We start from the raw sequence: 15,868 nt of genomic DNA, 5'->3' as shown, positions 1-15,868 counted from the left end.
ATAGAACTTTGTTTCATTGCCCTAATCTTAAGCAAAAATCACTTGAAAAATGTAAATTGCATAAAAATGCCATTTAAACAACTCCTACGTTCGGTAAAAATTCATGTCACTCACCAAAGAACAAGTCCTTAAGCAATATTACGGCTACAATGCCTTCAGACCATTACAAGCAGATATTATTGACTGGGTCCTTTATGGCCAAGATGCAATGGTGTTGATGCCAACGGGCGGTGGGAAATCATTATGTTTTCAGATTCCAGCCTTGATGATGCAAGGCTTAACCTTAGTGATTTCACCATTGATTGCTTTAATGCACGACCAAGTGCAAGCTTTAAAGGCTAATGGTATTGCGGCGGAGTATGTGAATTCATCATTAACTACCCAAGAACAAAGCAGTATAGAACGCCAATGTAGAAATGGCGAGCTAAAACTATTATATATTTCTCCTGAGAAACTTTTTACACAAGGATATTTAGAATGGGTAGTTTCGTTAAATATAAGCCTGTTTGCCATTGACGAATCGCATTGTGTTTCTACATGGGGGCATGATTTCAGACCAGAATACACCAAACTGAATGTATTAAAAAAAGCATTACCGAATGTACCCATGATTGCTTTAACAGCCACTGCCGACAAAGTGACTCGTAAAGACATCTTAGCTCAATTGGGCATTCCCGATGCCAAAGTTTTCATTTCTTCTTTTGATAGACCCAATCTTTCGCTGGCTGTACAAGCAGGGAGAAATCGTGTTAAAATTATTCAAAACTTTATTGCAGAGCATCCTCGGCAATGTGGTATCATTTACTGTCTGAGTAGAAAAAACACTGAATCCGTAGCCGAAGCCTTACAAAAAGTAGGCATTAATGCTAAGTGTTATCATGCAGGAATGCCTGCCCATGAGCGTTCTAGCGTGCAAAATCAATTTATTCAAGATGACATTCAAGTAATAGTAGCGACTATAGCATTTGGGATGGGCATTGATAAATCGAATGTGCGTTGGGTAATCCATTATTCGATGCCATCCAATGTAGAAAGTTTTTATCAGGAAATTGGTCGTGCTGGGCGTGATGGATTAAAGTCGGATACCTTGCTTTTCTATTCTTACAATGACTTATTGGTCAGGAAAGATATGATTGCTACTTCTGAATTGCCTGCTGAGATGAAAGAAGTACAAGTAGCCAAAGTAGAGCGGATGAAACAATATGCCGAAGCAGAAATTTGTAGGCGACGCATCCTTTTGAGCTATTTTAACGAAGAGGTTACAACTGATTGTGGCAACTGTGATGTTTGTAAAAATCCACCGATTAGGTTTGATGCTACATTAATAGCCCAAAAAGCCCTTTCGGCCATCGCCCGTACAGGTGAAAACATTGCCATGAGTATGTTGATTGATATTCTGAGAGGGTCGAATAACAGAAGAATTATCGAACATAAATACCATGAAATCAAAACTTTTGGTGCGGGAAAAGAATTAAAAGCGGATGAGTGGGCAGATTATTTACAACAAATGCTGAATTCGGGCGTCATGGATATTGCTTATGACGAAGCCCATGCTTACAAGCTCAATAAGGCATCGTGGGCTATCTTAAAAGAAGGTAGAAAAGTACAATTGGTACGTTATAGACCTTTTGAAGAAAAACAAGCCGAACGCGAAGCTAATATACCAAAAGAGAAAAGTAAAAAAGAAGTTATTAAAGATGCGTTGTTTGAGCGTTTGAGAGTTCTAAGAAAACAAATAGCAGATGATAGAAACATTCCGCCATTTGTGGTTTTCTCTGATGCGACGTTATCAGATATGGCGCAGAAAAAGCCTCTTACTCAATTAGAAATTATGAATGTTTCGGGAGTAGGTGAACAGAAATATCGACAATTTGGAGAAGCTTTCTTACTGGAAATTAGAAATTTTCTGAAAACTGTTCCAAAAGGTAGCCATGCTACAGGCATCGATACCCATCATTACACTTTTCAATTGTATAAAGAAGGTTTTTCGGTAGAAGAAATTGCTGAACAACGAAATTTGAATCCTGTTACTATTTTTTCACATCTTGCCAAATTGTATGAAGATGGAGAAAACATTGATATTTCAGCCTTCATCACCCAAGCTGAATATGAACAAATAATGGGAGCAGCCAAAGTAATGAATGTGAAAAAAGGCGACCCTATAAAACCTTTATTTGAAGCAATGGATGCAAAGTATGAATATCATAAGATAAGAATAGCACTTTTAATTTCAGAAAAGGTAAAATAAAAAAGCTATTATCAAGATATTTTTATAAAAAGTAAAACTTTAATGTTATTTTGTATAATTATTGTAACTACACATATTTAAAAAAAAAAAATGCTAAATTTCATAGCCATTTATAAAGCTATGTAAGCCCCTATAACCTCATAAATTCAGTACAAAATAATTAATTTTTAAACTCCGGAATTCCATTTGGCACTTAATTTTAGCATTTAAAAAAACCTCTACGGATTTTAGTTTTAATCTTAAGCTAACCTGTCTTTTCCCAATAAAACACAAGCATATTGAATAAACAGAAACCATATATAAATGTAATTATCTAGTACCATTAACCATTTTTAAATTACTTAAAAGTATGATTTAAAAATTTCAACCTATAGGCTGTATGATAAATAAATATTAAGCTTTTATAAAGTCTAATATTTTGCAATATTTTATGTTTTATATATCCCAACTAGCGGGGTTGAAGGAAAAACCTTTGATTGTGTAAAAATTAATATGGAAGAAATAGAAAAGCTCAAGCGTCAAATAGAGCTAGAAAAACAAGCTCATCAAGAAACTGAGAGTATCTTGGAAAAAAAGGCTTTGGAACTCTACCAGACCACTGAAAAATTACAAATACTTAACCAAAGTCTTGAGCAGCAAGTAAAAACTACTGTTGGTGAATTACAAAAAACAGAGAAAAGGTATCGTCATTTAATAGAGTCTGTTCAGGATATTATTTATAAGGTATCTGTGGATGGCTACTTTACGTATGTTAATCCAGTTGTAAAAGAAAGATTAGGCTTTTCTGAAGATGAAATCATCGGACAACATTTCACGACTTTAGTTTTACCAGCGTATCAAGAATCCCTTATTAATTTCTATACGGAAATGGTTCAGAATAAGGAAGAAACTACTTATAATGAATTTCCTATAAAATCAAAATCTGGCCAAATAGTGTGGATTGGTCAGAACGTAAGACGCATTGAAAACGACGACGAGTCTGTTGAATTAGTAGCCGTTGCACGGGACATTACAGAACGAAAAACAACTGAAGATACCCTGAGAGCTACCCAAGCTCGGTTTGGAAATTTGATTTCAAATCTGCAAAAAGGCGTTTTGGTAGAAGATGAACATCATACAATCATTTTAACCAATCAACTGTTTTGTGACTTGTTTAAAATCAAGAAAGCACCTAAAGACCTTGTGGGAATTAATTGCTTTACACTAGTAGATGATGTAAAAAAACTTTTCAAAAACCCTGAAGAATTTGTTATTAGAGTCGAAGAGATTTTAAATAAAAGAGAAATTGTAATAGACGAACAAATTGAGTTGATAGATGGCCGAATCGTAGAAAGAAACTATATTCCTATCTTTCTTGAAGGTCAATACAAAGGGCACTTATTCAATTATTCCGACGTAACTGATAAATATTTAGCGCATGAGCAACTTCGTAAAAGTGAAGAAAAGTATAGAGGTATTTTAGATAATATGGAATTAGGCTTGTTGGAAGTTGATAATAACCATACAATCCTAAGAGCCTACGACCGTTTCTGCGAAATGTTGGGCTATACCAATGAAGAACTTGTTGGGCAAAATGCCAAAGAATTATTTTTACCAGAAGCTGAAACAAATATTGTTGACGAGCGCCAAGAAGAAAGAGAAAAAGGAGAGGCAAGCTCGTATGAATTATCCTTAATTAAAAAAGACGGAACGCCTATCTGGGTATTAATTAGCGGTGCGCCTATCATGGATGAACATGGCGAGGTAGTGGCCTCTATGGGCATTCATTATGATATTACTGAAAGAAAGCTCCTTGAACAAGAATTAGCAAAAGCTAAAATAATTGCTGAGGAAGCCAGACAAGCAGAAAAGCAATTCTTGGCAAATATGAGCCATGAAATTCGCACGCCTCTGAATGCTATTATTGGTATGACCCACTTGATGTTTGATACACGTCCGACAAATGAGCAATTTGAATACTTGGATATATTAAAAACATCAGCTGATTTTTTACACAGTCTTATTTCAGATTTATTGGACATGGCAAAAATAGAAGCAGGAAGAATAGAGATACACAAGCATCCTTTTGAATTGGTCGGATTACTCCGTACTATCCAGAGGGTTTTCCAAATAAAACTTGATAGTAGTCCAGTTGAAATCAATTTATTAACGGATGTAAAAATAAGTGGCAACTATTTAGGCGATGATTTATTGCTGAATCAAATATTGCTGAATATCATAGGCAATGCTGAAAAGTTTACAGAGCAAGGAAGCATTGATGTGATGGTAAAACTTCAGAGGGAAGAGCTAGAAACTTGTTGGATTGAATTCAAGATTTCGGATACAGGTATTGGTATTCCTGAAAATAAATTAGATTTAATCTTCCAGAAATTCAAACAAGTAGATTCTGAACAAGGACATAAACATAAAGGGACAGGACTGGGCTTAGCCATTACGAAGCAACTAGTAGAGCTACAAGGCGGAACCATCGAGGTGAAGAGTAAAGAAGGAGAAGGAACTACTTTTATTGTTACTTTACCTTTCCAAAAGGCTAAGACAGAAGTCATCAAAAATAATCATGTCATTAAGGAAGCGAGCAGTAACCTAGCATCGTGCAAGGTACTCGTTGCTGAAGATAATGCCATGAATCAGAAATACATCAGTAGCTTATTGAACAAATGGCATTTTACTTACTCCATCGCTTCTGACGGAAGGAAAGCTGTTGAAAAGGCTAAAAAGGAACAGTTTGATATTATCTTGATGGATATCCAAATGCCAAATATGGATGGATACGAAGCCACAATTAAGATTCGAAATACTCAAAACATCAATCAAAATACTCCTATTATTGCCTTAACGGCTTCAGCAATGCTTGACCAAAAAAATAAAGCATTTGAAGTAGGAATGAATAATTTTGTGACTAAGCCTTTTTCTCCGAATCACTTATTGAGTGTCATTCAGAATTATGTAAGTACAAAATCTGAGTATGCTGTTCTTGTACCCGAAGAGCCGTCTCATAGTACTAGTAGCAATGATAACAACGAGGGCATTGTTCTTGATAAGGAACGTTTAGAAGACCTTTACGGAGAGGACAAAGAATATGCAGCGGATATTTTTCAGACATTCCTAGAGGATGTACTACCAGATTTCAATGAATTCACAGATCTGATTCATCACCAAAAGTGGGAGGAGTTAAGAAAACTTACGCATAAATTAAAACCAACCTTAGGAATGGTAGGATTAACTGAGTTAGAAAGGTATTTGATTAAGATGGAAAAGAAAATCAAAGAAAATCCAGAATATGAAGGAATCTTGGCACATTGGAATACTTTTCAGATTAAATTAAGCGAAAGTATCCCCGTATTGAAAGCAGAACTAAATAAGCTTCAAGCTACTTTATAAAAACCATCTTAACCTAAAAAGGGCGTTTAATGAAAATTCATTAAACGCCCTTTTTAGGTTACAACGACTATTTATCTATAACTATATTTTGCAATCTTTTGGAAAAGCTCATTAGGGTTGAATGGCTTGGTAACATAGTCATTCATACCAACCAAAAATGCCCTGTCTTGATTATTCAAGGTAGCAGAAGCCGTTAATGCAATAATTGGTATATCCGTATCTGATTCTCTAATTTTTGCTGTCGCAGAATATCCATCCAACACTGGCATCTGAATATCCATTAATATTAAATCATACTTCCCTTTTTCATATTTATCCAAGGCAAGTTGTCCATTCTCAGCTACATCAATTACAATCTGCCAGCGTTCTAAGAATTTAGTGGCCACTTTGATATTCATCGGATAATCTTCTACTAAAAGCACCCTTACTCCTTTTAAGGTATGCTCGTTCAACAATTCATTATGTCCTTCACTTGACACTTTTGCTCTTAGTTCTGTACCTATTTCTAGGTCTAATGTAAAATAAAATGTTGAACCTTTACCCTCCGCGCTTTCAAGATTAATATCACTTCCATGTAATTGCAACAAGCTTCTTGTAATCACTAAGCCAAGGCCAGTACCACCAAACTGACGAGTAGTTTCTGAGTTGGCTTGCGTAAATTTATCAAAAATCATTGCTTGCTTTTCAAATGGAATACCTATCCCCGTATCAGTGATAGAAATATCCAGCGTTACATGCGTTGCCGTTCTTCTTTGTTGAGCCAGCTCTACCGTTATACTTCCATTTTTAGTAAACTTAACGGCATTGGAAACTAAGTTTGTGATGATTTGACCTAAACGCAAGGCATCTCCGACTACCACATTCGGCACATCATCATCAATCATTAATTTTATTTTATTTCCTTTTTCCTCAGCCTTAATCTGATTAGCTTTTTTGATGTTTGATATCAATTGTTTAATATCAAACGGAACATTCTCAAGCTCAACTTTACCCGCTTCAATCTTACTAAAATCTAAGATGTCGTTGATAAGTACGTGTAAATTATTCGTCGAGAATTGAAGTATTTTTAAATTTTCAGCCAACGATTCTGATACTTCTTCTTGTTGCATCAAATAAGTAAGCCCTACGATAGCATTCAGAGGAGTACGAATTTCATGGCTCATCATTGAAAGAAATTCTGATTTTGCCTGAGTGGCAGCCTCAGCTTCTTCTTTCGAGCGTATGAGATCAAATTCAAGTTGTTTACGATTATCAATTTGAATTTTTAAGAAATCCATCAATTCCAGTAGATTATCAGGATCTAAAGATTTTACCTCTGAGCTTTCATTTACTTCTAACGAATAAATAGCTTCAATCAACTTTTCAACAGAAAGGCGTCTTTGTTTTATTTCTTCCTTCAGTTTAGTATTGATTTCAGCATAGTCTCTATCATTCAACAAAGAAGAATGTTCAAATAATTCTTTGTCTCTATCAAAACTAAGGTATGAGTCATTAACAGCCTTTATAAAAGCCTGGAAGTTTTCGTTTTCCAAACATTCTTCTGATAAATGCTTTTTTATTTGCTTGGCAAGTAAGCGATGAAATGTTGTATTATTCATTATAATCAATTTTCAGAAAGTGTGGTTATCGTCATGGTTTGATTATGCAATCCACAACGCGCATTCGGATTTAGGGGTGAAATCTCTCCGTATGAATAAAAACCAGTAATAATAGTATCATCACCCATTATTTCACGAGCCGCCTCAACCTCCTCTTCAGTTCTTTGTCCAAGTACTAATTTCCTTCCTACACAGCTCACTAAAATGGCTAATTCTGGTGAATCTTCAAAAGGTTGAATAGAATCTTGGGCAGCTTTGGCTGAAGCATCAATTAAACGGTCAAAATTAGCCTTCATAAAACGCACCAAAGAGCCTTTTGGTAATTCGCCAGCAAAAGTCATACTCTTCTTTTCTTCATCAATCGAGAGAATTGTTCTTACTACTGGTTCTGAATCTTCGGTTTCACGCATAGCTAAAGGGAAAAGCAAAGCTGCTCCTGGAAGTCCCTCTGCATATTTTCCAAGGTATTCTTTATATAAATCTAGCGCAGCTATGTCTCCAATTTTGTATAATGTATTGTATTCAGACTCCGTTACTCTGCGTTCAGGGCCAAAGCCATCCCAGCCACCCATGGTTCCATGACCTAATCTGAGATTTTCTCCATAAAGCCCTACAGCAACGATTTTCCCTTCTTCGGGGCCATTGTTGAGACCAACCAATGTTTTTTCAAACCTTGCTCCATCGCCTGCTAAACCACCAGAAACCAAAATATTTTCATTGATTTTATGGTTCAAACTAGCAATTAATTCGCTTCCATTTACTTTAGCACCATCTGAAATAATAAAAATGGCTTTTAGGTCTTCTCCTTCTAAACCAGAAGCTATTTTTTCACCTGCACTTCCACTTTCATAATGGCTTTGAATATCTATAGCAATACTTTTAACAAGTGTTTTTTCGAATTGTATAGCAGTTACGATAATTGAACCATCGTGAACGGAATCTTTATAGATTTCTCCAGAGGTAGAATTAATTACGATATCTGCATTAGGGTATAAATCTTTAAGATATTGATAGGGCTTAACTGTTTCGAGGCAAATTCGTTCGCCAAAGGCTAGCACCAAATTTGCATTTGAGGCAACAAAATCATTGCCTTCAGAGATACTTTTCCACTGATTGTTTTTGAATACGCTTTGTTGGATTTTCATAGTAAATTAAGGTTAGGTTTTAATCGATATTATTCATTATTATTCATTGAAATATTTTCTCTAAACCAATTATCAAATTACGATAGATAAACAACCACTCGCCTATCTCAAATCTCTGATTAATAGATAAAAAGAGAAGAAACTCTTCTCTAAATTACATAAAAATTTGTCCTTAAACCCAAAGATACTACTATTCTTAAAAAAAAGATATTATGCGTATTTCATATTCAAATAAAATTTTGTAGATGATATCCTTCACTAATCAACAAATGTTACCCTAAATAATAAGCATTTTAGATAGATTATTTTTTGACCTTAATAAAAGATACATTTATCAAAAATATTCAACGTTTATTTTAATTGTATCCTTGCATAAACCAATTTTGGGCATAAAAAAAGAGCATCAAGTTTTAAACCAGATGCTCATCTTTTTTATAAAAAAAATTCTTAGCTTTTCAACGAATTGCCATACCCTACTATTAATACAGAAATGATAATTGTTAGGATACCCACCAGAATCGTAGATAATGTTTTTTTAGAAACACCTTTCCATTCCTTTAGTACCAAGCCCCAAGAATTGGCTACTAAAATGATAAATGCCATGTGAAGTATCCAAGAGCTAGGGCCATTACCTAACTTACTTTCGCCCATACCATAGAAAAAGAATTGTAAAAACCACGTAGTACCTGCTACTGCACAGAAGACATAGTTTTTCAATAAAGGAGTCTGAGCATTGGTATAGTCACCAAAAGATTTATTTTTAAAATTTAAGTAAACACACCAGATTAGGTTGGTGGTTAGTCCCCCCCAAAGAATGACTACATATACTACATTGTTACGATACAAAAACTCACCCTGACCAGGGTTGTTTGTTACCCAAATTTCATTAGCAATATTAGACATCGCCGAACCTGCTTCAATACCAAAACTAAAACAAGCACTCAATAAACCTGAGATGATTGAAAAAGTAAGCCCTTTTACAATATCAAATTCTTGGTTGTCAGCATTTACTTGTCCTGCTAAATCTTTATCTTTTCTGCTACCAGCCTTACCACAAATCACAATCCCAAGAACACAAACTGCTAAGCCAAGCAATACCATTTGTCCCCAGTTAGTAGAAATCAAATCGTAGATGGTATCTTTTCCAGCGGTTTTATTGAAGTAGTAATAGATAGAAGGAATAATTGACCCAAACACAGAGCAAAGACCTAGAATAATTGAACTACCTAATGATATACCCAAATATCTTACACCTAGGCCATAGGTTAATCCACCAATTCCCCACAAAACGCCCATCGTGTATGTCCAGAATAAAACACTGCCTTCGCTACTAGCGATAATCGAAGAAAAATCTGGAATGGTAAGGTAGGCTGCTAAAGGAGGTACTACTAACCAAGAGAACACCCCTCCTACTATCCAGTAACTCTCCCATGACCACCCTTTAACTTTTTTATAAGGAATATAAAAACTCCCAGATGCAAAGCCACCAATAAAGTGAAAAATAACGCCCAAAATTGCTCCCATAATCAATTATTTTTGAATTTAACTAGGTAAACACTCCATCAAAAAGGTCATTGTGTTTACAGTTTTATAAGAAAAAAGTATTTTTAATTATTCAGTGGATATCAAGAATTACTACAAATCATATTAGGAGAACATTTTTAAAATCATCGAAGAAATTGAGTATCAATTTTTGAGTAATTTTTATAATTCTAGTTCTTTGAAATAATAGTTTGTAAATTTGGTTCTTGGAATCGTATAAAATTTTACAAGGATAAACCAAAAACAAAAGGGAACTATCATGCACTTCCCTGCTCAGAAGATTAAATTCAAAGAATGTATAGCCCAAATTAATTTTCAGCCCTAAACCTCATTCTAAACGAAATGGTAGGGAACTGATTTTTCTAAGAATATGTACCAGCTCAAACTCAATCCAAGCGATAAAACACCAAAGTACAAGCAGATTATTCAATCGGTTATTTCGGATATTGAACGCAATGTATTGAAGAAAAACGAACAGCTCCCTTCTATTAGTGAACTTAGTGAGGAATATTACTTAGCACGCGACACCGTAGAAAAAGCCTATCGTGAATTAAAGGAAAGAGGATTTATTACTTCTGTACAAGGCAAAGGGTATTATGTAAATAGCGGAGAAAGCAGAAAAATGCGTATTCTTTTGATATTCAACAAATTAAGCTCGTACAAAAAAATAATATACTATGCTTTCTTGAAAGTATTGGGTGATAAAGCATCTGTTGATTTACAAATTCATCATTATAATGCTCGTCTTTTTGATGAAATCATCGATAAGAACCTTGGCAAGTATAATTATTACGTAGTGATGCCTCATTTTTTCCCAGATTCGGAAAAGGCTATTGCCATGAAGGCTTTGGAAAAAATCCCTTCTGATGAATTAGTACTCCTTGATAAAGATTTGCCTGAATACAAACACGAGTGCTTGACAGTCTATCAGGATTTTGAGCGAGATGTAGCAGAAGCACTAGAAAGCGCCAATGATTTGTTTGCTAAATATCACCGAGTAGTATTGGTTTTCCCTAGCGATGGCAACTATCCTGTAGATATTGTACGAGGTGTTCGTTATTTTTGTGTGAATGCACACAAAGAATTTATCATCAGAGAGAATGCCGATGAAACATTTTTGATACCCCAAACTGCCTATGTGGTGGTGGAAGAACATGATTTAGCAGAATTGGTCAAAAAAGTACGACAGTCGAGCTATACCCTTGGCACTGAAATCGGGGTGGTTTCTTTTAACGAAACTACTTTGAAAGAACTTTTAGGAATTACGGTGGTCACCACAGATTTTGAAACAATGGGTAGAACTGCGGCAGCATTGCTGTTGGACAATAAAAAAATAAAAATCAAGAATCCATTTTATATGATTCGGAGAGAAACGCTTTAGGTAGCTATCAGCTTTGAGCAGTGAGCTATGAGCTTTTATCTGTCGCTGTTTAAGAAGCTGATAGCTCATTACTCAAAGCTGATATGTTCTTTACAGATGAGTAATAACCATTCCTCCTTGAGCCCCTCCCCTATAAAAATAATAAGCTAAAGGCTCATAGCTCAAAGCTGATAGCTACAAAAATATGAAACAACAGATTGTCGATTATATAAAAAACTTTTTAGACCAAAGAATACAAACCTCTTACGATGCCATGCAGGCAGCTCAGGCTTCTGCCAATGAAGAATCAAAATCATCTGCGGGTGATAAATACGAAACCTCACGAGCAATGGGGCAACTCGATAGAGATATGCATGGCTTGATGCACGAACAAGCCAAAAGAGAAAAAGCCATTGTAGAAAGAATTGACATGAGCCTTACCTTTAAAAAAGGAGCGGTTGGGGCTTATCTTAAAACGTCTAGCGGAAATTATTTCCTAGCTGTTAGCGTGGGCATCTGTAAGATTGGTAACGACAGTATTATGATAATTTCGCCACAATCCCCCATTGGAGCTTTACTGATGGGTAAAGGCAAAGGAGAAACCTTTAATTTTAGAGGTAAAGAGGCTACGATTGAGGAGATTTTTTAAATGAAGTATCCCCAAAGGCTAGCCTGAATTGCGATGGCGTTTGGGCTTTTAAATCTTTAAACTGTTTATTAAAGTTTGATAAAGTATTGAAACCGCTTTCATAACATACTTGTGTTACGCTCAATTTATCTTCCATCAACAATTTGCAGGCATAGCCTACACGAAGTTCGCTCACAAAATCAGAAAAAGTTTTATTCGTCCTTGCCTTAAAATAACGGCAGAAAGCAGCAGGTGCCATGCCCGCTAAAGACGACACTTCTGTTAAGTTAATAGAAGCTCGATAGTTATTCAGTACATATTCGTGTACTTTATGCATTCGTTCTGTTTCTGAAGTTTTGTAAGGGTTGGTATAACCAACACTACTGATAAATTCATATTCACTAGCGTTCGCTAATAGATTCAGCATTTCTAATAATTTCAACACCCGTTCAAAGCCCTGCAAGGGCAATAGTTCTTTCATGAAAGTAAGCATCTTATCATGCAAGCCTCCAGTGATTTCTAACCCACGACTAGCATTTAAAAAGAAGTGCTTCAGCTTAGTCATTTCATATTTCTCAAAAAAATCTTTCCCAAGAAAATCTTCTGTAAAATATACCACGATACCATGTGTTTTTAATGCATGATTTCCCTGAAAATATATTTCGTCACTCCGCCAAAGATGGGGCAAGTCAGGTCCCACAAACACCATATCTCCTGCTTCAAAGTGTTTGATATTATCCCCAATAAACCGTGTTCCCGTACCCTCCAATACTACAAATAACTGATAATGCGGATGGAAATGCCAGTTTGGGTCAAAGTATGGTTCCTTCAATTCTTTGATAGTAAAAGAATGATTGGGCGATTCTATGCTTTTGTTTAATGGACTTTTCAAAACCTATTTTTTTACTATAATTATGAATGTTAATAACAAAAATATCAAAATACAGTCAAAACTAATCAAAACAGCGGAGTTTTTTATGACTTTTTTTAGATTATTTTGTATTGTTAAAAAATCTTATCTGTTTAATAAACTTTAAACTAGCAAAGCTTTTAAGTTTTTTGCTTAACCTTTGAAAATCAGGGACTTTATTTTAAACATAGGCTCGCAGTAAAGATATGGTTTCTGATAAGTCACCTTAAATTAATTATGAAAAAATACGGAATGAATCTGCTTTTATGGGGTACAACCATTGACGAAAGTCTTTTCCCCGTTCTTGAACAAATAAAAGCAATTGGTTTTACAGGGGTAGAAGTACCAATTTTTGATGTTGACCCTGAGCATTGGCAAGCATGGCGTACAAAATTGGACGAGTTAGGCTTAGATAGAATCGCGGTGACAATATGTGGTCCAGACTTCAATCAAATTAGCCCTGACCCTGCCATGAGAGCCGCTACTTTAGCAAGAAACAAAAAGGCTATCGACTGTGCGGTAGTATTGGGAGCAGAGTTATTAACGGGACCATATCATTCAGCACTAAGTCATTTTACAGGCAAACCTGCTACCGAAGAAGAGTGGAATTGGGCTGTAGAAAACCTAAGAGAGCTAGCAGATTATGCACAAACAAAGGGAGTTGTACTAGGCTTAGAATACCTCAATCGTTTTGAAAGCTACTTGGTTTCTTGTGCTGATGAACTTTTACAATTAGTAGAAGACATCAATCATCCATATTGCAAAATAATGTTTGATACTTTCCATGCCAATATTGAAGAGAAAAGCTTGGGAGATGCTATCAGAAAACTAAGCAAGCATTTAGTACATGTACAGTTATCCGAGAACGACAGAAGCACAGTAGGAAAAGGTAATGTAAACTGGAAAGACGTTTTTACCGCTTTAGAAGAAATACAATACAACGCTTATTTATCAGTAGAAGCCTTTAGTTCAAAACTTGCAGTAGCTAACATTTGGCGAAAGATGTTTGAAAACGAAGAAACTTTGATGAAAGAAAGCCTAGCGTTTATTAAGTCTATGAGTTGATAAGCTTATGAGTTTAAAGATGTATAAATTTTAACATTACATATTACCAAACTCCTATAAGTTCACAAACTCATAGCCTCATAAACCTTAAACTTATAAACTTAAGAAAAAGACTAATTATAAAATCATGAAACTAAACATTGCCATTGTCGGCTTGGGATTTGGAGCTGAATTTATTCCCATCTATCAACGTCACCCACACACTAATATGTATGCTATTTGTCAGCGTACAGAAGAGAAATTAAATGCCATCGGTGATGCTTTCAATATCGAAAAGCGTTATGTAAGCTTTGATGATTTATTGGCAGACCCTGCTGTTGATGTTGTTCATATCAATTCACCCATCCATAACCATGCTGAACAAAGCTTAAAAGCGTTGAATGCAGGCAAGCACGTAGCTTGTACGGTTCCTATGGCTACTTCTGTAGAAGAATGTAAAGCCATCGTGGAAGCAACCAGAAGAACTGGCAAAAAATACATGATGATGGAAACGGTAGTATACAGCCGTGAATTTTTATATGTAAAAGAACTATATGAAAAAGGTGAACTAGGCAAGGTTCAATTCTTGAAGGCTTCTCACCAACAAGATATGGATGGTTGGCCAGGTTATTGGCCAGGCTTACCACCAATGCACTATGCTACACACTGTGTGGGTCCTGTAGCTGGTTTATTAAAACTACAAGCAGAGTACGTTTCATGTTTTGGTTCTGGAACTATTCGTGAGGAATTGCACCAACATTATAATTCTCCTTTTGCTATCGAATCAGCGCATATCAAATTCAAAGATTCAGATTTGAGTGCATTAGTATATCGTTCGTTATTTGATGTAGCTCGCCAATATCGCGAGAGTTTCGAAGTATATGGTTCTAAAAAATCTTTTGAATGGTCATTGATTGAACACGAAGAACACGTAGTGCATACTGCTAAGAAACCCGAGCCAGAAATACCAGAGAAAGTAACGGTGCCAGATTATGCTCATTATTTACCAGAAGAAATTCAAGTATTTACTACGGGTGGCGTATATGATACTGACGAAAACCAACACCTTTCATTCTTACAAGGTTCAGGACATGGTGGTTCGCACCCGCACCTTGTACATGAATTTGTTTCGGCAATTGTTGAAGACCGTGACCCATTCCCAAATGCTGAACAATCTGCTAACTGGACATCAGTAGGTATTTTATCACACGAATCAGCTTTAAAAGGAGGCGAAATTATTTATATTCCTGATTTTTGAGTTTTTTTATCAATTGGATTTGAGACTTTGATTTCTTGGATATGTTTAAAGTCATCGATATTTCGAGTATATAATTCGGCATCAAAGACAAGTGCAGTTGCAGCAATAATTGAATCGCCTAATGACATTTTTCTTTGCTGCCGAAGCTCAATGGCTTTATCTATGATTGATAAATTGACAGGTAATAATTGTAGTGTTTCAAAAGTTGCTTGAAAAAGAACTTTGTCAAATGTTTTTAAATTATGATAACCCAAAACTTCTACTTTAGAAACAATCGAAGTAGCGTTTTCTGGATTTTGTATTAAGTGCCTTAAGGAATGAAAATCTGGTAATGAGGCGTAAATAATAATATTTGTATCAAGCATTATCATAATTAAACCCTGAAAGGTAATGTACGGTCTTGGCGTTGTTCTTTTAACCAATCAAGCATTTCATTTGCCTCGGTTGTAGTCATAGAACTCCCTTTTGCAATAATTGCTTGATTATTTTCTAAGGTCGTTTTTTCAGAATCCGTATTTGAATTGTCGTTGGTGATTTTATAGTCTAAATGCAATCTTTCTAACAATTGAACAACCCAATCGGTATCATTTTGATTTGGAATATCAATGGTTATCTGTACCATAATCTTTATTTATTAGTTCATGTTATTCAAAAGTATGAGTTATTAACTAAAATTCAAAAACAGAAACAGTAAAAATTAACAAGAATGAAAAGTACTATTGTCAGCTTTTTGTATCATAAAAATACTCACAAT

At 35.3% G+C, this 15,868-nt stretch carries 12 protein-coding genes; 6 read left to right on the top strand and 6 right to left on the bottom strand.

Features of this window, described 5'->3' with window-relative positions; genetic code table 11:
* Positions 1–103: 103 nt before the first annotated feature.
* Positions 104–2,248 carry a DNA helicase RecQ gene (gene recQ / locus J2Y60_RS16685; RefSeq protein ID WP_309920992.1) on the top strand — a complete coding sequence of 715 codons (2,145 nt, stop codon included), beginning with the start codon at positions 104–106 and terminating at the stop codon, positions 2,246–2,248.
* A gap of 492 nt (positions 2,249–2,740) precedes the next feature.
* Positions 2,741–5,629 (top strand): PAS domain S-box protein, encoded by a 2,889-nt coding sequence (locus tag J2Y60_RS16680; protein WP_309920995.1) that lies wholly within the window; start codon positions 2,741–2,743, stop codon positions 5,627–5,629.
* 71 nt (positions 5,630–5,700) lie between these two features.
* Here the strand turns inward: J2Y60_RS16680 and J2Y60_RS16675 are convergent, their stop codons facing one another.
* The 3 genes from J2Y60_RS16675 to rhaT form a co-directional block, all read right to left on the bottom strand.
* Positions 5,701–7,227, bottom strand: coding sequence for a response regulator (locus tag J2Y60_RS16675; protein ID WP_309920999.1), 1,527 nt, complete (start codon positions 7,225–7,227; stop codon positions 5,701–5,703).
* A gap of 5 nt (positions 7,228–7,232) precedes the next feature.
* Positions 7,233–8,372, bottom strand: coding sequence for an FIST C-terminal domain-containing protein (locus J2Y60_RS16670; protein WP_309921001.1), 1,140 nt, complete (start codon positions 8,370–8,372; stop codon positions 7,233–7,235).
* A gap of 447 nt (positions 8,373–8,819) precedes the next feature.
* Positions 8,820–9,896 carry an L-rhamnose/proton symporter RhaT gene (gene rhaT, locus J2Y60_RS16665; RefSeq protein WP_309921006.1) on the bottom strand — a complete coding sequence of 359 codons (1,077 nt, stop codon included), beginning with the start codon at positions 9,894–9,896 and terminating at the stop codon, positions 8,820–8,822.
* A 388-nt stretch (positions 9,897–10,284) separates the two neighbouring features.
* Here rhaT and J2Y60_RS16660 point away from each other — a divergent pair, with 388 nt between their 5' ends.
* Both J2Y60_RS16660 and J2Y60_RS16655 read left to right on the top strand, forming a co-directional pair.
* Positions 10,285–11,295 carry a GntR family transcriptional regulator gene (locus J2Y60_RS16660; RefSeq protein ID WP_309921010.1) on the top strand — a complete coding sequence of 337 codons (1,011 nt, stop codon included), beginning with the start codon at positions 10,285–10,287 and terminating at the stop codon, positions 11,293–11,295.
* A 184-nt stretch (positions 11,296–11,479) separates the two neighbouring features.
* Positions 11,480–11,923 carry a transcription elongation factor gene (locus J2Y60_RS16655; protein WP_309921014.1) on the top strand — a complete coding sequence of 148 codons (444 nt, stop codon included), beginning with the start codon at positions 11,480–11,482 and terminating at the stop codon, positions 11,921–11,923.
* Here the strand turns inward: J2Y60_RS16655 and J2Y60_RS16650 are convergent.
* Positions 11,901–12,794 carry an AraC family transcriptional regulator gene (locus J2Y60_RS16650; RefSeq protein WP_309921017.1) on the bottom strand — a complete coding sequence of 298 codons (894 nt, stop codon included), beginning with the start codon at positions 12,792–12,794 and terminating at the stop codon, positions 11,901–11,903. The genes J2Y60_RS16655 and J2Y60_RS16650 overlap by 23 nt on opposite strands.
* Positions 12,795–13,049: 255 nt before the next feature.
* Here J2Y60_RS16650 and J2Y60_RS16645 point away from each other — a divergent pair, with 255 nt between their 5' ends.
* Together J2Y60_RS16645 and J2Y60_RS16640 are read left to right on the top strand one after the other, a co-directional pair.
* Positions 13,050–13,877 (top strand): sugar phosphate isomerase/epimerase family protein, encoded by an 828-nt coding sequence (locus J2Y60_RS16645; protein WP_309921020.1) that lies wholly within the window; start codon positions 13,050–13,052, stop codon positions 13,875–13,877.
* Positions 13,878–14,004: 127 nt separating this feature from the next.
* Positions 14,005–15,114, top strand: coding sequence for a Gfo/Idh/MocA family oxidoreductase (locus J2Y60_RS16640; protein ID WP_309921023.1), 1,110 nt, complete (start codon positions 14,005–14,007; stop codon positions 15,112–15,114).
* Here J2Y60_RS16640 and J2Y60_RS16635 read toward each other — a convergent pair.
* Together J2Y60_RS16635 and J2Y60_RS16630 are read right to left on the bottom strand one after the other, a co-directional pair.
* The gene (locus tag J2Y60_RS16635) at positions 15,096–15,479 is read right to left on the bottom strand and encodes a type II toxin-antitoxin system VapC family toxin (protein ID WP_309921026.1); all 384 of its coding nucleotides are present in this window, start codon (positions 15,477–15,479) and stop codon (positions 15,096–15,098) included. The genes J2Y60_RS16640 and J2Y60_RS16635 overlap by 19 nt on opposite strands.
* Positions 15,480–15,487: 8 nt before the next feature.
* Positions 15,488–15,736 carry a hypothetical protein gene (locus tag J2Y60_RS16630; RefSeq protein WP_309921028.1) on the bottom strand — a complete coding sequence of 83 codons (249 nt, stop codon included), beginning with the start codon at positions 15,734–15,736 and terminating at the stop codon, positions 15,488–15,490.
* Positions 15,737–15,868: the final 132 nt, after the last annotated feature.

This window comes from Arcicella sp. BE140 (assembly GCF_031456255.1).
In the GTDB taxonomy this organism is placed as follows: Bacteria; Bacteroidota; Bacteroidia; order Cytophagales; family Spirosomataceae; genus Arcicella; species Arcicella aquatica.
Note: the sequence above shows the minus strand (reverse complement) of the source record. Positions and strands in the feature narration are given on the sequence as shown.